A 17,362-nucleotide genomic window follows, 5' to 3' on the forward strand; every position below is an offset into this window, starting at 1 on the left:
CTCCTCCGAATAGCTATTAAAAGTTTGCCCTTTCTTTGCCATAGAAAAAATCCCCTCCAAGTAGCATTCTTTCCTCCATGGTAACATGAAGGTTTTTTTGAATGTCTACTTAAAGGGGACATTAACAATGGAGCGGCTTTTTTTACCGGTTATTCCGGTGGAAGAATTCCTGGTACCCATATATAATCCAGGCATAAGAGGTAAAGAACAGAAAAATATGGATGGGCTTAAATTTTTCTAGCTTGTACAATTTAAACTTTTCATACAAATAATTTAGCGGGTATGCAAAAAGCAAATCCATTATGGCATTTACTGCAAGATACTTCTTGAAACTGCCAAAGGTGAAATGGAAAATCCAAAGAGTCCCAATAAAAAATGGCCCCATTATGAAGGTTAGATCATTAAGCAATTTCTTGAAGTGTCCACCCTCCACTGTCCACCATTTAAACGGTATGGCCAATGTGCTTAAAATCAACACTAAAATTCCTGCAAAAACCGAAACAGTTGAAAATTTATTGAATGACTTCCTGGGCAGAAAGAATATGGTCAGCCAAGGAATAAGCAAATGAAGCAGCCGTATCACTGTAGTTGCTTTCATATAAAAAATCCCCCTTCTTCCATATTGTGGTTTAGAGGGATTTGAATTATTCTCCATTCTTTTATTAAACCGCAGATTCCACCTTAAACAGTCCGTCCATCTTCCTTACGATTTCTTTTCCAATCTCTATGGACGCCGTCGCGGCTGGAGATGGTGCATTTAAAACATGGATAGAGCGTTTGCTGGGCACAATGAAAAAGTCATCGACTAATGAACCATCGTCCTTCAAGGCCTGAGCTCTGACACCGGCAGGCCCGGGAACAATATCATCCTTCTGAATGTCCGGCATAAGCTTCTGGACATTTTTCATGAAAAGCTCTTTGGATGCAGAGCGGATCATTTCTTCCACTCCCTCCTTCATATATTTCTTTGCGAGCTTCCAGAAGCCTTTATAGGCGACAACCTCCATCAGATCCGCCACATTCAGGTCCGTCTTTTTGTAGCCCTCCCGCTTGAAGCTAAGAACTGCATTGGGGCCAACATCGACCGTTCCATTAATCATGCGGGTAAAATGGACTCCCAGGAAAGGAAAGTTAGGGTTAGGCACAGGATAAATCAGATTTTTGACAAGCGAGCTTTTCTCCGGTTTGAGCATATAATACTCTCCCCTGAATGGCACGATTTTGACATCTGTTCTGAGTCCGGCAAGCTTAGCAATACGGTCTGACTGAAGGCCGCCACAGTTTACGTAGTATGCTCCCCTAACCTCTTTCCTGCTGGTCTGGACAATAACCTCCTGAGCATTTTCATCAATCGCCAGAACTTTATGGTTCAGCAGAATTTCTCCGCCTTTTTCAGTAATGATTTCGGCCATTTTTTCGGAAACCTGCTTATAGTTGACAATGCCGGCCATTGGCACATGAATGGCCTTTTTTCCGTTCACATGCGGTTCGATTTCATGCAGCTCACCCTGATCGATCATCCTGATTTCAAGGCCGTTGTCCAGCCCGCGCTGATATAAATCGTCCAATAGCGGCAGCTCGAAATCTTCGCTGGCGACAATGACTTTTCCGCAGATATCCACTTCAAGCCCATGTTTCCGGCAAAATTCTGTCATGGATTCGCTGCCTTTTTTGGCAAGATTGGCTTTAAAGCTGCCAGGTTTATAGTAAATACCGGAATGGATAACACCGCTGTTATGGCCCGTCTGGTGGGCCGCCACATGGCTTTCCTTTTCCAGGATAGCCACTTTAGCTGAAGGAAACCGGTTCAACAGCTCCATTCCTGTTGACAGGCCGACAATACCCCCGCCAATAATGATGTAATCGTACATGCTCTTCCACCCTTTCTCTTATTTATGATCAAACCCGCAGGCTTCTGCCAGTAATTCGATGATATGAACCACACGCACCCTCTCCTCAAGTCCCTCACGTTTCACCCCGAGGCACATCTGCAGATGGCAACCAGGATTGGACGTGACGATAGTATCAGGCGAGATGTTATGAACGTCTTCCATTTTGGCGTCGAGTATTTCCATGGACTCTTCATAGTGAACAATATTATAGATTCCGGCAGATCCGCAGCACATATCCCCTTTCGGAAGCGGAACATATGTAATACCTGGTATGCTTTCGAGGAGCTGAATTGGATCATCAGCCACCTTCTGCACATTTAATAAATGGCAGGATGGCTGATAGGTTACTACACCTGAGAGTTCCCGGCTGAAATTGATTCCGAGTTTGTTCAGTATTACACTTACATCCTTATTCTTTTGTGCGAACACCCTTGCTCGCTCTGCCCATTCCGCTTCATGTGCGAGAAGGTGATCATATTCAACAAGCATCGCACCGCAGCCGCCAATCGCATTAACCACAAAATCAAAGTTCCCTTCTTCAAAAGCCGCAATATTTTCTTTCGCCAATTTCCTGGATGTTCCCGTATCCCCGCTATGGTTCTGCAGCGCCCCGCAGCAGGTCTGTTCCTTAATTACGGTGACTTCGCACCCGGCATGCTGAAGCAGCTTGATACTGAGGTCATTAATTTTGGCAAAAAACACATCCATAATACAGCCGGTAAAAAATGCGACACGGGCTTTTGGCTCGGACTCTGGAAGAAGGATGCCTGTTCTCAGCTGTTTATTTGGCATTTCCACAGCTGGGGCTATTTCTTCAAAAGCACGAAGCTGTTCTGGAAGAATGCTGAGCGCCTTGCTTTTGCGGGCAACCGAATCAATGCCTGTTTTCTGATAGGCCCGAAGTGAGGCTCTCATGGCTGCCAGCAATTTTTTATTCGGCAGGGCCTTCTGCAGAGCCATGTTCTCCACGAATGGAGATGGTGCTTCGGCCCTCTTTACTTGCTTAAAAGACTCGAGAATTTTCCCATATTGAACATTGGTTGGACATGCCGTCTCACAGGCGCGGCAGCCGAGGCAGAGCTCCATCGACTCGGTAATTTCATCGATGGTTATCTTCCCTTCCGCTGCCATTTGCACAAGATTGATCCGGCCGCGTGGAGAGTGCCTTTCCTTACCCATGGTTCCGTATGTGGGGCATGCTGGAAGACAATAGCCGCATTGAACACAGTCAAACGTTTCTTTATAGGCGAGCTGGCTAGTCATGGACTAACACCAGCCTCTGTCCTTTTATCTCTGGAAAAATTTTGCCCGGATTCATAATGTTGTTTGGATCCCAAGCCTTTTTCATCCGTTTCATCATGTCCAGGCCCGCTTTTCCCAGCTCCATCTCCATAAACGGAGCTTTCATGGTTCCGATGCCATGCTCACCTGAGAGTGTTCCCCCTAATTCAATCGCTGCCGTAAAAATTTCTGCGACTGCTTTTTCCACGCGTTTCATTTCTTCTTTGTCCTGTTTATCGGTAATGATATTCGGATGAAGATTTCCATCACCTGCATGGCCGAAAACAACTAAGTCAATTTCATATTTTGCTTTGATTTCCTGAAGCCTTCTGAACATTTCAGGGATCTTGCTTCTTGGAATCGTGGCATCTTCGGAGATTTTCGTCGGCTTTTTTCTAACGATGGCCGGTGAAACAAGTTTTCTCGCTTTCCATAGATTCCCGGCGGATTCCTCATCCCTGGCAATGATGGCTTCTCTCGCCCCAACTTCCAGGCACACCTTCTTCACCTGCTCGCTTTCATCCCTGATGGCGATTGGATGGCCATCAAGCTCAATCAGAATAATGGCATCCACATCTGTCGGGAGACCGATCGGCTGAAACTCTTCCACCGCCTGGATCGAAGCCTGGTCCATAATTTCCATTTTGGAAGGCAGGATGCCGGACGTGAGCACCGCCGAGATCGCTTTTCCAGCATCAATAATGTCATCAAAAATGACCATCATTGTCTGGGTTGCCCGCGGTCTTGGAATCAGCTGGAGGGTGGCTTCTGTGATGATGCCCAGTGTCCCTTCCGAACCTACAATCAGCTTCGTCAGGTCATACCCTGTGACGTTTTTGACCGTCCGTCCCCCTGTCCGGATAATTTCTCCCTCCGGTGTGACAATCTCCAGACCGAGCACATAATCCTTTGTGACCCCGTACTTTAAACCGCGCGGTCCGCCTGCATTTTCCGCGAGATTTCCTCCAATTGTGGAAACATGGGAACTGCTTGGGTCTGGCGGATACATCAGCCCATAGCGCTGTGCTTCCCGGTCAATATCAGCAGTAATCACACCTGGGGATACAATCGCAACGGTATCCTCCGGGTCAATGATCAGCTTCTGGGTCCACCTGGAAAAATCAAGGACCATCCCGCCGTGGACAGGGAGCGGGCCTCCACTAAGGCTCGTGCCCCTGCCTCTTGGATAAACGGGAATTTTCATTTCATTGGCGAGCTTTACAATGCCGGCTGTTTCCTCTGTCGAGATAGGCTGAAGAATGATTTCCGGAATATATGCTCCAAATGAGCCGTCATATGAATAAGAAACCAGATCGGCTTTTTCAAGTAGAATGCGCTTCTCTGATCCCATAATGCTTTTAAGCCGCTCAACAATCTGTTCGGTGATCACAACGTCACCTTCTTTCCTTCCCTTTCGTTCACTTTCAATTTCTTTGTCACATTCTCAAGATGAACCCGCATCGCCTTTGTCGCCCGTTTTTCATCCTGTTCTTGAATAGCTTTAAAAATACTCATATGTTCCTGAAAAACCTGTTCACGTTTTGCAGGAAGGCCTACGTTTTTCTGAAGGGAAAACGCAATCGCTTTCCGGTACAGATCATCGATGTTTTCCATTACCTGGATCATGAAGCGGTTTTTCGTTGCTGTAATCAAGTGTTTATGGAAATTCACGTCTGCCTGGTCGCCAACCGCTTCGGGGTTCGTCAGCGTGATTTCAAATTGAGCAAGGGCTCCCTTCATTACTTCCAGGTCATCCTCATCACGACGCAAGGCAGCAATAGCTGCTGCCTGTGTCTCCATAACCATCCTCATTTCCAATAGCTCAAATACCTGTTCCACAGGAATGTATTCAATCGCTAACGAACCTAGCATGTCTGCCATATTAACCTCTTTAACAAAGCTTCTGCCGCCTTGCCTGGATTCAATGATCCCGCTGGCAGATAATACGCTCAATGCTTCCCGGACAGGCGCACGGCTGACGCCAAACCGTTCGGCCAGTTCATTTTCGGATGGCATCGGCTTATTAGGCGGGAACTTGCCTTCCTTTATCATTTCCTTCAGCTGATCCAGCACCTGGGCCGAGATTTTTTTCCGTTCGATTTTCATGGATGTTAGCTCCTTATATGGTGATTTCCACTGAACTGTTTTTCTTAACTCTTATGATATGGAAAAGAATCGCGAACACACACAGCCCAAGTCCCGTCAGATCTGTTATCACCCCTGGTTTAATAAGCATTAAAGCTCCTGCAAACATAAGGACTCTCTCCACAATGGTAAGCCTTGCATTCAGGTAGTTTCCAAGTGAGCTTGCAAGGGCGTAAATGCCTAATGTGCTTGTAATGACCGCTAGTGCGACAGATAAAATGGATATCGTTTCTCCCTCTGCTGCCTGAAGAAGAATGATAGGGTTATAGGCGATCATGAACGGGATGATAAAGCCCGGAAGCGAGATTCTAAGCGCTTCCCATGATGTCTGCATCGCATTGGCGCCGGCCAGTCCTGCTGCGGTATAAGAGGCCAATGCCACAGGTGGTGTAATGTTGGACAATGCACCAAACCAGAATACAAAGAAGTGAGCAGCGATCGGGTTAACGCCAGCTTCCACAAGGGCAGGAGCTGCCGTAACGGCAACGACGATGTAAAGTGCTGTAGATGGAAGCCCCATGCTTAAAACGATGCAGGTAAGCATGACGACGATTAAAATCAGCCAAAGCTGACCGCCTGTTAATTCGACAATATTATAAGCTAGTGTAGATCCAATTCCCGTCATGGTAACAACGCAGATAATGATGCCGATGGCGGCGCAGGCAATTCCGACCTGAATCGTCCCTCTTCCGCCTTCAATGAAAGCTTCAATAGTTTTAGAGATTGTAATTCTAGAAGATTTATCTTTTGCCAGCCAGCTCGCAATGATAACTGCGCCGATCCCGGCAAATCCGGCAAACAGGGCTGTTTTTCCCATTAAAAGTGTAGTGATAACAACGACAATCGGGATTAGGAGAACCCCGCGTTCCTTCAGAATTTGGAAGACATCCGGGATATTTTCTTTGCTGATGCCTTTCAGGCCTTGCTTTTTCGCTTCAATATCAATGGCAAAAATCAACGCAATATAATATAGAAAACTCGGAATGATCGCTGCCAGGATGACTGTCGTATAAGAGATCCCAAGGAAGCCGGCCATGATAAAGGCCGCAGCGCCCATAATCGGCGGCATAATCATTCCTCCTGTTGAAGCTGCCGCCTCTACGGCACCGGCAAACTTCGGCTTGAGGCCAATGGATTTCATCAAAGGAATCGTAAAAGCTCCTGTTGTCGCAACATTGGCAACCGCACTTCCGCTCAAAGACCCTGTCAGTGCACTGGAAATGACCGCAACCTGAGCCGGGCCACCGCGCTTTCTGCCTGCAATGGCAAGGGCGAGATCATTGAACAGCTGTGTGGCACCGCTGACAGACAGGAAAGCACCAAAGAGGACGAACATGACGATGAATGTAGATGCCGTCGAAAGCGTTAATCCCAGCACGCCCTCAGTCGTCATATAAAGACGGTACAGCAGGCGTTCCAGAGAAAAGCCGGCATGCCCAAAGATCCATGGGAAGTAGGTGCCAAACAAGGCATATACAATAGCGCCTCCGCACAGGATCGGGATAAAGATCCCAACAGCACGTCTTGAAGCTTCAAAGAGAACGATGATCGTTATGGCTCCAAAGACATAGTCGATCATAATCGGTTGAGAGCCCCGATCCACATGGATTGTTGTATAATTCAGGAGCAGATAGCCGAGACCTGCAATCGCAAGTGCAGTAAAAACATAATCAGGGACTGTAAACCTTTTTTGATTGGAAGACTTTCCGGCAGGATAATAGAAAAAAGTCATTACCAAAAGGATACCCAGAAAAATCAGATTTCTATAAATCTCTTGAATATTGGATAATCCATTGGAATAAATGGCAAAAGCAGAAAACAATACAGCAATGATGGCAGCCACTTTTTTGTATGGCCCCTCCAAAAGCCGCATACCGCCGCCAGCTTCTTTATCAAGATCGGCCGTCTGTACAATGGGTTCGCTTGTTGATTTTGTCATTCTTTTCCCTCCTTTATTTCGCTTCCGGCGGAATTAGATTTTCAGGTATATCAAGACCAGCTTCTTTAAAATATCTGTAGGCTCCGGCATGCAATGGCACAGATACGCCATCAAGAGCCGTTTCCAATGTCATTTCCTTGGCAGAGCTATGAACTTCATACATTTCATCAAGGTTCTCATAAAGCGTTTTGGTTAAGATATAGATGGTTTCTTCATCCATTTCTTTTGTTGTGGATAAAAGGTTCGGCTGGGCAATGGTGTTAATATCTTCGTCAATTCGGGGATATGTCCCGCCAGGAATCACATAGCGGTACCAGCTGTCGGATATTGCATTAATGGCATCCAGTTGCTCATCAGTTACTTCCAGGATCGATGCTTTGACATTACTTGCATACATATCTGTTATAGCGGAAATCGGGATACCTGCCGGAAGGGAACCTCCATCCAATCTCCCGTCACGCATCGCAGAAACCGTGTCACTATAGCCAAGATACTCAGGAGAAATATCCTTCTTCGTAAGACCAAGACCATCCATCATAACGACTGTGGATTGCTCCGTACCGCTTGCCTGTGGCCCAACAGAAAATCGCGTTCCTTTTATATCGTCGATAGTGCCGCTTTTGATCTTATTGTTCATCAGCACGAAATGTTCCACATTGGGCCAGAGCATGGAAACCGTGCGGAGATCCTCATAGCGCTTTCCTTCAAAAGAGTCGTCACCTGCATAAGCCTGAGACGAAATTAACCCCTGAAGAATGGCAAGCTGTGCTTCACCTTCACGCAGAAGTTCGATATTTTCAATAGATCCAGCAGAAGACTGGCCGCTTGCCTGGATTTTCTCACCCTTTAAATGGCTGCTCCAGATGTTAGCCATTCCAACTCCTATCGGGTAATATGTACCTCCGGTTGATGCTGTCGCAACGGATACGAACTTTTTATCCTTATTCTCGGCCGCTGTCCGCACGCCAATAATGGCAATAAAGACAAGTGTCAGAACCAATATGATAATCTTCCACCTCTTTTGAATCATAAAATCCTCCCTTTCCAGATAATTATGTAAGCGCTTCTTCAAACTTGTATTACAAGTATACAAGATTACGTGTTTTGAATTCAATTAAAATTCTGATTTTTCTTATTGTTTTATGGAATTGGATGCTGGATTCCTTGAGAATTCAGGGATTTTTGAATTGAAAATAGGAAAATTTACCTTGTGGGGAATGGAGGTTCATTTTAATTAAGAAGGTTGGCGGCGGGTTCGGACTCTGAGTGTTGGATTTCGGCTTCCTCTGTCGGAAGTTGATTCGGGTTCGGACTCAAACTCGCCGATGCCCTTTTTCTCTGTCTGAAGTGCCATCAGGATTTAGAGCTGGAAAGGCCATTCCCCTTATTCTTAAAGGGAATGGCCTTTCTGGTATAGCAGCTTGCCCATATAGTATTCGTCCACAAATTCTCCGTTTATCATAAGCGAATGTTTTTTGGTGCCTTCGATCTGGAATCCCGCCTTTTTATAGAGGGCGACACCGGCCTGATTCTGGATAACTGTTGTAAGCTCAAGCCTGTGGATATGGTTTTCACGCGCCCATCGGTCCAGTTCTTCAAACAGTTGGGTGCCGATGCCCCGGCCTCTGTGTTCCCTGAGAATACCTGCAACCAGATAGGCTGAGTGCCGGTTTCTCTTTGCTGCACCGCCGATGGCCATTACGAAGCCTATCAATCTATTATCTTGTTCCGCGATGATGATGGTCGAATGATCTGCTTTTTGGATGGCTTCAATTCTCTTAAGCTGCGTATCGGCTGATGTCTGCCTTTCACCTGGCTCAAATAGCATGTAGTCTGACTCGTTTTCTACTTGGGTAATTAGATTTGCCAGGGATTGGGCGTCTGCTGGGGTAATGTGGCGGATAATCATGCAGATTGCTCCTTTTCTATTTTTTCATAAGCCCTTCAACAAAATGTTTCAAAACATGTACACCATATACACAGTCATTTAATGACGTCCATTCCCGCGGATTATGGCTGATGCCATCCCTGCTGCGGACGAACAGCATGGCGGCCGGCACTTCTGCTCCGACGATCATGGTGTCATGGCCTGCTCCGCTCGCGATGTAAACAGGATTAATATTAAACTTAGTCAGAGATTCTGCAATACCAGCCTGCAGAATTTCACTAATTGGCAGAGGTTTAATTTTGGCATTCAGGTTCATTTGCACATCAATACCTCGTTCCTCTGCAATTTTCACCGCTTCAGTCTTAATTAGATCAAGCAGCTGATCCCGGGTTTCTTCAAAAATATCCCTAATATCAACGGTTAATATTACTTTCTGGGCAATGACATTAAAGCCATTCGGATGCACGTTCAGCTTGCCGACAGTGGCAACAGCTGTATCACTGATCTGCTTTGGAAAATTCTCGATGGCTGCTACAAATAATGCGGCAGCCACTAAGGGATCTCTGCGTCCAGCCATTGGCGTATTTCCCGCATGGCCGGCTTCTCCTGTAAACGTAACCTCCAGAGAGGCTGGACCTGCAATGCCTTTTACCACTCCAACTGGCTGATTCTCTCTTTCAAGCACCTTTCCCTGCTCGATATGGACTTCCACAAAGGTTTCGAATTCACGCCCGTTTCGTCCTGCCTTTAAGCACTCTTCCGCGCTGCTGCCATATTCGCACAACACTTCCCGAAACGTTTTGCCATTTTCATCATGCAGGCTATCCATTTCCTCCGGCTTCAGCTGACCCATAAATGCCCGGCTGCCTGTTAAGCTGCTCTTGAATCTCGAACCCTCTTCATCTGAAAAAATAACAATCTCGTACGGCTTCTCCGGTATGAATCCTGTTTCTCTCCATGACTCGGCAACTTCCAATGCTGAGAGAACCCCTAACGGCCCATCAAAGTGCCCGCCATTTGGAACACTGTCAACATGGGAACCGGAAGCGATTGCCGGACCTTCCGTTTTTCCATGCAATCTGCCAAATACATTTCCGGCTCCATCTGATGTTACCGTAAGTCCCGCACCTTTCATCCACTTGATTACCTGCTCTTTCGCTTCTTTCTCATCGGCAGAATAGCCCGGGCGGGTCACCCCGCCGCTGTCCATGAGGCCTATCCTTGAAAGCTCATCAAGTCTTGAGGCCAATCTTTCGCCGTTTACACCCGAATGAGTAAGTTCTTGGTCATAATCTTTTACTAACTGTTCATAAAGGTTCATGGGTTTCACTCTTTCTTATTTTTTTGGATACTGTTAACACTGTGAGATTAATGGAATGTTGATTCGCCGCGAAGTGAACTATATATTGGAAAACTGACCGATGAACCTGTGAAAGCGACCAATATATCTAAAAAGTGACTGATTCAGAGCAAAAAACCCGGCAGATATCCACCTGCCAGGCCGCAAATCATTATATAATTCCCTGCATCCGCAGTATAATCTCGGCAATTACTGCAGATCCGATGAAGGTTCCGAAGAACACGAAGACTGCAACAATAATGCTTCTCCAGCCAAGCTTTGAAAAGTCAGCCCAGTTCTTTCCGATTGAGATGCCTGCATAAGCGAGGATCGGGGTAGCAAGAGCGAGGATATTCACCTGAGTTGTCCACTCGACAACATATTCAGATCCCGGTACTCCCGGAATGGAAACGATGATTCCGATAATCCCGATATATCCGACACTCGGAATATTGCCTGGCAGCACTTTTTCAAGAATAAGACCAAGCACACTGATAACAATTAAAACAAGTATGCCAGGAATAGCTGCAGACGGCAGGATATCGTAGCCTACCCAGTTTCCGATCAGCGCTGAAAGACCAAAAATCGCCAATATCAAAAACCATTCAGTGATATTTTTAAGCATGGATATCTCCCCCTTTGTCCGCAGCCTTTTTCTCTTTTCGTTTCATCATGATGCTGTACAGCTTCTCAGTAAGAGGCAATCCAATAAAAATACTGGCATACAGACCCGTTGAAAGTGAAAGCAGGTTACTGGCGCCTGCGAAGGCAACAATCTGCGCCTCCATTTCAGGGAAGGCAGCGACGAGCGATCCGCTGGCTGCCGCCATCATGCTGCCGCTTCCTACACCCGATGCCATCGCGAATGACAGCGGATGGAGCGGGGTAATAGTCGCCAGGAATCCGGAAATCAATCCGAGGAAGGCAGCACCAAACACAGTACCGAAAATATAAATAGCCATTACTCCTCTGCCTTCTGGCGAATCAAATCCGTATTTATTCATAATCAGCCCGACGTTCGGCTCCCGGCCAATCGAGTGGGTCATGCCAATGGCTTCTCTTTTAAAACCAAGAAAAATGGCCACTGGCAGTGCAAATAAAATCGTTCCCAGGTTACCAAGCTCCTGCAGCAATAAAGATGGTCCCGCCGCAATGATTGCCTCGATTTGCGGCCCGATCGTTACCCCAATTTTCGCAATTAAAAGAGTAACTCCCAGCACGATGAGGGGCTCTGCATTTTTAGCCTGTTTTTCCTTAATAAGCGGAGTGAAGTAAAGTCCCAGTCCCAGGAAAAAAGCATAAAGCATAGGCAGCAGCAGAATAACCCCTGCGCCTACTTTAAAGCTGATCTGTCCAATCGCTTCGGTGGCCGCAACCAGAACCAGCACAACGGCATGCAAGCGCCAATCTTTTAAAATTTCTGTCTTTTCATTTTTCATGTTTTCCCCCCTAGATTAAAAGATTACTAGATAGATCCGCACACGGCGGAAGAATCAAGCCTGCCCTTCCCTTGCTCCATCGCCTTTTCATAGATATCGCACACCAGCTGACCCAAAGGAGAATCTTCGCTATAAAATTCGGCGGTTTCTTTGTATAAGTGAATATCCTTATTCATGTGCTCCAGGCTGAACAGCACATTCCCGTATGTATGCTGAAGGATATTCTCACCGAATACGGTCAGAACACGATTATGTGCAGACCCGCTTTGAATGACTTCCGCCAGCTGAGACCGGCTGACACCTGCTTTCTCCCCCACTCCCAGGACCTCCCCAAGGCCTGCAGTCGTTAAAGCAACCAGCATATTGTGGCACAGCTTCGCCACCTGGCCAGATCCTGAAGGACCGAGCAGAAAAATATTTTTTCCAACGCTCTCCAGGACCGGTCGAATGTCCGGCAAGAATTTATCGTCCCCCCCAACCATAATGGTCAGCGTACCGGCATCAGCACCCTTTGGTCCCCCGCTTAAGGGACAGTCATAAAAATGGATGGCGTTCACCTTTGCAGCCTGATTCAATTCCTGGGCTGTTTTTGGGTCAATGGTGCTCATATCCAGCACAAAACTGTGAGGCTTTAAAGCGGAAAAGACTCCACTTCCACCCATCATAACATCCTTCACAATACTTGGTCCAGGCAATGAAGAAATTATTAGATCTGCCTGACTTGCTGCCTCGAAAGGAGAAGGCTGGGGAATGGCCCCCAGTGCCTCGCATTTCGCAAGTGCATCCTGACTTGGGTCATAAGCATACACCTTATACCCGTTCTTTATTAAATTTTTCACAATGCCTTTTCCCATGGCCCCACAGCCAATTACGCCTATGTTTTTCATCCTCTCCCTCCTTAAGGTTTGATATAAACTGTTTTTGTATCGAGCCAGAAATCCAATGCCGTACTGCCCTGTTCACGCGGCCCGATGCTAGAAGTCTTTTTGCCGCCAAACGGGAGCTGGTTTTCATAATGGTTGGATGGGATATTCACGTGCGTGACCCCTGTTTCAATTTTTCGGACAAAATCGAATGCCTTCTGAAGGTCATTCGTAAAAATGGCGGATGACAAGCCAAAGTCCGTATCATTTGCAAGTTCAATCGCCTCTTCGTAAGAATCCACTTCCATCACAGCCACAACAGGACCGAAAATCTCTTCCTGGGCGATTGTAAAATCCTTCGTCACTTTACTGAAAACTGTCGGAGCAACGAAATAGCCATTTGCCATATCGCCATCTGTCAGCTGCTTTCCGCCATATTCAAGCACAGCTCCTTCTTCGATGGCGCTATTCACATAATGGAGATACGTATTCAATTGATGCTTATTCGCAACCGCACCGTTGTCATATCCTTCCCGAACCCCATTGCCGACTTTTACTTGCTTCGCTTTTTCAACTAATAACTCAATGACCTTTCGCGAAATGGACCGGGGCACAATCACGCGGCTGGTTCCCGTACAGCTTTGGCCGTTATTGTAAAATCCGCTGATGACCACACTCTGGACAGCCTCTTCCAGATTGGCATCCTCCAGAATGACCGTTGCGTTCTTGCCGCCCATTTCAGCCTGCATTTTTCCGCCATGGGCTGTCACAAGCTTGCCAAGATGGGTCCCCACATCAGAGGAGCCTGTAAACGAAACTGCCTTAATTTCCGGATTGGTTCCAAGCTCTTCTCCCACGACAGATCCGGGTCCCGTAATCATATTCAGCACGCCCGCTGGCATTCCAGCCTTTTCGAACAGTTCGGCAACCTTTACTGCGATCAAAGACGTGTCACTTGCTGCCTTATAGATGATCGTATTTCCCGCCAGCATGGAAGGTGCAATTTTATAAATGGCGATACCGAGCGGAAAATTAAATGGCGTAACGACAGCCACCACTCCCAGCGGCTCCTGAATCGTGCAGGCAAAGGTTTTCGGATCAATTGCAGGCACGGTTTCACCTGAAATCCGATTCGCCTCGCCGCTGAAATGCTTCAGAGCCTGAACCGTTGCATCTACTTCCTTTCGGGCTGCCTCGATCGTTTTGCCGACTTCTTTCGTAATGATTTCAGCTAATTCCTCTTTTTCCTGCTGGATGAGAAAGATCAGTTTAAAAAGGATGTCCCCCCGGCTGATTGGAGATGTATTTTTCCATTCGGGAAAAGCTCTCTTTGCACTATCGATTGCTTTTTGCACATCAATTTCATTCGATTTCTGAAAGTAACCCAGTACCTCATCTGTATTGGCTGGATTCACACTCGGATACGTTTCCCCTGTCACAGAAGGGACCCATTCCCCGCCAATGTAATTGTAATAAGATTCTGCACCAGTATTCCTGACCGCAGTTTTCTGGCTATTAACCTCTGTACTCATCCAATCTCTCCTTATCGCTTTAATTGAGATTATTATAATATTTAGAATATTCTCTGTACATGTGCCAACAGCCAAATAATCCTTCTGTTCTTTGTGACAAGCACCAATTATGGGTTTAAAAAATCAAAGACCTGGAAGGCCAGGACCACTGTAATCCAATCTTCTTTCCGGGAAAAATCCAGCTGCAGCTCGCTCTCGATTTTTTTCAGCCGGTATGCCAGGGTGTTGGGGTGGATATGCATCTCTTCTGCTGTTTGTTTATGGCTTTGATTATTTGCCAGAAAAGCTTGCATCGTTTTTAAATATTCAGGCTCCATTCTTAAAAGAGGGCCTACTTTATCGGAGACAAATTTATTCAGCAGGCTGCGGTCGGTGTTGAGCCACAGTCTTTCAGCACCAAGCTCAGAATAAGTGATGAAGGTTTTGTGCTGATGGTTTTTAGCAAATGATAAAGCTTCGGTAGCTTCCTGATAAGTATCTGTCATATCTGTTAGAGCAACCTCTCTGCCCAAACCAATGATAGCTCTGCTCACTTTTCGCTGAATATCAACAGCTAGAGACTGGTCATACTTTTTTCGTCCATTCACCAGGAGTGCAATGATTTGGTTTGATTTCGTAAAAACGATAGAGGTTTCACAGTATTTATTCAGGATCTGCTCGATTGACAGGATAAGCTTTTCTTTCTGAAGGATGGAAACAGCATCCCATAGAAAACCAGACTTGCAGTCCACCATCATACAGGCGATGATGCTTTTCTCATTCATGCGAAACTTTTCCAGAATCCTTGCATTCAGACGTCCGCCATTAATCAAATCATGAAAGGCCTCTTCTCTAAGGTGCATCTCTTTTTCAAAAAGCGTATTTTGCCTGACAAACTCCAATGACAAAGCGGTTGAAGCATGTTCCAGAGCAGCCTTCTGGATATTTGTCAAACGTTCAACTGGCTTATCAAGGAGAAAATATCCGAAGAGTTCGTTGGAGTTTATGATCGGGAAAGAACTGGATGGATTTATTGGTGACTCTGCAAAGATTACAGAGGAGCCCAAAATGTGACTGATCGTATCCAGGATATACGAAGTCCCCCTTCCCTCCAGCAGAATCTTCGTGAATTTCCGGTGGATATCAAGGGATTCGCTCAGTTCCTCATTTTTCCGCCTCACTTCTTCGTAAAGCTTCGAGTTCATGATAGCAATAGCCGCCTGGTCTGCCACCACCTCCAGAACTTGAAAGTCAGCTTCAGTAAACTGTACATCCTTGTCGAAGTTATCCACCACAAGCACGCCAATGCAATTCTCCTTATAAACCAATGGGACGACGATACCGCTCTTCACTTCACGCCGGTAGACTCCATTAAAAAAGTGAACATAATTTGTCTCAGACATACGGCTCATATGCTCCCTGAACTCATTTCCTGATGCAATTAGGCCCTTTTTAGTCAGAAATACCAGCCCTGTCAAGGATTCACCCGGCTCAAACTTCACCTGGCTCATAAATCCTGTCTCCACCCCGACCCCGCTGGAAAAATGCAATAATCCATCTTCCATTAATGTGTAAAGAATGGTGGTATCTGCATGGTCTACTAAATCAAAGGCTGCTTGTACCAGCCTCTTTAGAATTTCCTCCAGTTCAAGAGACTGGGTTAAACTGCGATTAATTTCCAGGATGCTTGAGAGCTTATCCTGCATGATGGTCATAGCAGTTCTCCTTTCTAATAGACTGGTGAATGTCATTACAATCTATTATTGTTCAACCTATCTATTTTTCTGACAAACTATCCAACTGCCTCTCCACCGTCCGCGCCAATACCGCCCCCGCAACAAGTCCCCAAACAGGAGCGCTGATATGAAGAAAGCTCACGCCTGATAAGGTGACGATGAAGGCAGCGAGGGCACTTAGCCTGTACCGGTTTCCGGAAAAGCCCGTTTGCAGGCTGGAATGGAGGACGCCAATCAGGGCAAACCCGGCGAGCAGTGAGACAAAAGCCTGCGGAAGCGACTGGATGAAGGGCACGATTTTCCAGGCGAATATGCCAAACACAATCGTAATTACGCCTGACACCACTGCTCCCATATACCTTTTCTCCCTCGGCCCTGAATCCAGTCCGGCACAGATGGCGCTCATCATCCCGGCGATATTGGCACACTGTCCGCCAAAGAAGCTTGTGATTACGGAGAAGACACCGCTTGATGAGACGATTTTCCGAATAGGGGGCTTGAAATCTTCGCTTTCCAATGCCCCAATTCCTGGTGCTGCATCATTGCTCAGAATCAGCATCGCAAGCGGGAGGGCAATGGTTACGATCCCCATCCAGCTGAATTCGGGCATCTGTAGGGACGGCAGAAAATACGCTATCTCTTTGGCCGGATGTACATCTGCTGTCAAAAACAATGCGGCAAAGGCAGCCGCAACAGCTGCGAGCACAGGCGGGAACTTTTTCACATATCTCGTAAAAAGCAGAAAACTGGCTAAAGCAGCTCCTCCAACAACAGGCATTTCCTGTATGGCAGGCACGAGCTTCACGACATACCCGGCAACGAGCCCGCCAAGCATGGAGGCGATAACCTCTTTCGGCACCCAGCCAATGATTTTTGTAAACAGACCTGAAATGCCTACCAGAAAAATCAGCAGCCCGGACATTACATACCCGCCAATCAGCTCAGGATACGAGTATTGTGCAGTCACCGTCGCCAAAAAGGCTGCACCTGTAATCGAATGCCCTCCTGTAATGGGAATACGATATAAAATCGGCATGAGGATGCTGTAGACACCGCCGAAAAAATAAACCGCAAACATCCAGTTAATCGTCTGCTGATCCGTGAATCCACCTGCTGATGCTGCCTGCAGGATGATCAGGGCAGGCCCGGTCATGACCAGCGTGCTTGCAATGATCCCCGATGATATATTTTCAGCATTTAGATCCCTTATGAAGGAACCCTTTTGTTCCGCCTGACTGTATCCGTTATGCCTCTCCTTCGGCAAACCCATTTTTCCTGCCCCCGACTTCTGAGTATTTTACTTACTATCATGATTTTAAATAGATTAAT

The 17,362-nt window shown here is 46.6% G+C and carries 15 protein-coding genes; all 15 read right to left on the reverse strand.

Annotated features, from left to right (window positions below; all coding sequences use genetic code 11):
- Positions 1–142 precede the first annotated feature (142 nt).
- A complete protein-coding gene (locus tag M3205_RS20640) occupies positions 143–598 on the reverse strand; it encodes a hypothetical protein (protein WP_251171595.1) in 456 nt (151 codons plus the stop codon).
- Positions 599–662: 64 nt separating this feature from the next.
- Entirely contained in the window at positions 663–1,871 is a 1,209-nt protein-coding gene (gene lhgO / locus M3205_RS20645; RefSeq protein ID WP_251171596.1) for an L-2-hydroxyglutarate oxidase, read from the reverse strand.
- Positions 1,872–1,889: 18 nt separating this feature from the next.
- Positions 1,890–3,155, reverse strand: coding sequence for a (Fe-S)-binding protein (locus M3205_RS20650; protein WP_251171597.1), 1,266 nt, complete (start codon positions 3,153–3,155; stop codon positions 1,890–1,892).
- Entirely contained in the window at positions 3,148–4,563 is a 1,416-nt protein-coding gene (locus M3205_RS20655) for an FAD-binding oxidoreductase (RefSeq protein ID WP_251171598.1), read from the reverse strand. The genes M3205_RS20650 and M3205_RS20655 overlap by 8 nt, the downstream gene beginning before the upstream one ends.
- Positions 4,560–5,279, reverse strand: a complete 720-nt coding sequence (locus M3205_RS20660) for a FadR/GntR family transcriptional regulator (RefSeq protein WP_251171599.1) — start codon at positions 5,277–5,279, stop codon at positions 4,560–4,562. Before M3205_RS20660 ends, M3205_RS20655 begins: the two co-directional genes overlap by 4 nt.
- A gap of 13 nt (positions 5,280–5,292) precedes the next feature.
- A complete protein-coding gene (locus M3205_RS20665; RefSeq protein ID WP_251171600.1) occupies positions 5,293–7,257 on the reverse strand; it encodes a TRAP transporter permease in 1,965 nt (654 codons plus the stop codon).
- Between the two features lie 13 nt (positions 7,258–7,270).
- The gene (locus tag M3205_RS20670) at positions 7,271–8,287 is read right to left on the reverse strand and encodes a TAXI family TRAP transporter solute-binding subunit (RefSeq protein WP_251171601.1); all 1,017 of its coding nucleotides are present in this window, start codon (positions 8,285–8,287) and stop codon (positions 7,271–7,273) included.
- A gap of 360 nt (positions 8,288–8,647) precedes the next feature.
- Positions 8,648–9,166, reverse strand: coding sequence for a GNAT family N-acetyltransferase (locus M3205_RS20675; protein ID WP_251171602.1), 519 nt, complete (start codon positions 9,164–9,166; stop codon positions 8,648–8,650).
- Between the two features lie 16 nt (positions 9,167–9,182).
- Positions 9,183–10,466, reverse strand: a complete 1,284-nt coding sequence (locus M3205_RS20680; RefSeq protein ID WP_251171603.1) for a M20 family metallo-hydrolase — start codon at positions 10,464–10,466, stop codon at positions 9,183–9,185.
- 190 nt (positions 10,467–10,656) lie between these two features.
- Positions 10,657–11,109 (reverse strand): hypothetical protein, encoded by a 453-nt coding sequence (locus tag M3205_RS20685; protein ID WP_251171604.1) that lies wholly within the window; start codon positions 11,107–11,109, stop codon positions 10,657–10,659.
- Complete coding sequence (locus M3205_RS20690; protein ID WP_035326022.1) at positions 11,102–11,923, reverse strand: DUF3100 domain-containing protein; 822 nt, start codon at positions 11,921–11,923, stop codon at positions 11,102–11,104. The genes M3205_RS20685 and M3205_RS20690 overlap by 8 nt, the downstream gene beginning before the upstream one ends.
- 26 nt (positions 11,924–11,949) lie before the next feature.
- The gene (locus M3205_RS20695) at positions 11,950–12,810 is read right to left on the reverse strand and encodes an NAD(P)-dependent oxidoreductase (RefSeq protein WP_251171605.1); all 861 of its coding nucleotides are present in this window, start codon (positions 12,808–12,810) and stop codon (positions 11,950–11,952) included.
- Positions 12,811–12,821: 11 nt separating this feature from the next.
- Positions 12,822–14,318, reverse strand: a complete 1,497-nt coding sequence (locus M3205_RS20700; RefSeq protein ID WP_251171606.1) for an aldehyde dehydrogenase family protein — start codon at positions 14,316–14,318, stop codon at positions 12,822–12,824.
- Positions 14,319–14,425: 107 nt separating this feature from the next.
- A complete protein-coding gene (locus tag M3205_RS20705) occupies positions 14,426–16,012 on the reverse strand; it encodes a helix-turn-helix domain-containing protein (protein ID WP_251171607.1) in 1,587 nt (528 codons plus the stop codon).
- Positions 16,013–16,073: 61 nt separating this feature from the next.
- Entirely contained in the window at positions 16,074–17,303 is a 1,230-nt protein-coding gene (locus tag M3205_RS20710; RefSeq protein WP_251171608.1) for a benzoate/H(+) symporter BenE family transporter, read from the reverse strand.
- Positions 17,304–17,362 lie beyond the last annotated feature (59 nt).

The sequence above is a fragment of the Cytobacillus firmus genome (assembly GCF_023715565.1).
Lineage (GTDB): Bacteria > Bacillota > Bacilli > Bacillales > Cytobacillaceae > Cytobacillus > Cytobacillus firmus_C.

Coding starts and splice junctions, on each gene's coding strand:
- M3205_RS20680 (WP_251171603.1), bottom strand. CDS start 10,466: ATGAACCTTTATGAACAGTTAGTAAAAGATTATGACCAAGAACTTACT.
- M3205_RS20670 (WP_251171601.1), bottom strand. CDS start 8,287: ATGATTCAAAAGAGGTGGAAGATTATCATATTGGTTCTGACACTTGTC.
- M3205_RS20690 (WP_035326022.1), bottom strand. CDS start 11,923: ATGAAAAATGAAAAGACAGAAATTTTAAAAGATTGGCGCTTGCATGCC.
- M3205_RS20695 (WP_251171605.1), bottom strand. CDS start 12,810: ATGAAAAACATAGGCGTAATTGGCTGTGGGGCCATGGGAAAAGGCATT.
- M3205_RS20660 (WP_251171599.1), bottom strand. CDS start 5,279: ATGAAAATCGAACGGAAAAAAATCTCGGCCCAGGTGCTGGATCAGCTG.
- M3205_RS20650 (WP_251171597.1), bottom strand. CDS start 3,155: ATGACTAGCCAGCTCGCCTATAAAGAAACGTTTGACTGTGTTCAATGC.
- M3205_RS20675 (WP_251171602.1), bottom strand. CDS start 9,166: ATGATTATCCGCCACATTACCCCAGCAGACGCCCAATCCCTGGCAAAT.
- M3205_RS20685 (WP_251171604.1), bottom strand. CDS start 11,109: ATGCTTAAAAATATCACTGAATGGTTTTTGATATTGGCGATTTTTGGT.
- M3205_RS20705 (WP_251171607.1), bottom strand. CDS start 16,012: ATGACCATCATGCAGGATAAGCTCTCAAGCATCCTGGAAATTAATCGC.
- lhgO (WP_251171596.1), bottom strand. CDS start 1,871: ATGTACGATTACATCATTATTGGCGGGGGTATTGTCGGCCTGTCAACA.
- M3205_RS20665 (WP_251171600.1), bottom strand. CDS start 7,257: ATGACAAAATCAACAAGCGAACCCATTGTACAGACGGCCGATCTTGAT.
- M3205_RS20640 (WP_251171595.1), bottom strand. CDS start 598: ATGAAAGCAACTACAGTGATACGGCTGCTTCATTTGCTTATTCCTTGG.
- M3205_RS20710 (WP_251171608.1), bottom strand. CDS start 17,303: ATGGGTTTGCCGAAGGAGAGGCATAACGGATACAGTCAGGCGGAACAA.
- M3205_RS20700 (WP_251171606.1), bottom strand. CDS start 14,318: ATGAGTACAGAGGTTAATAGCCAGAAAACTGCGGTCAGGAATACTGGT.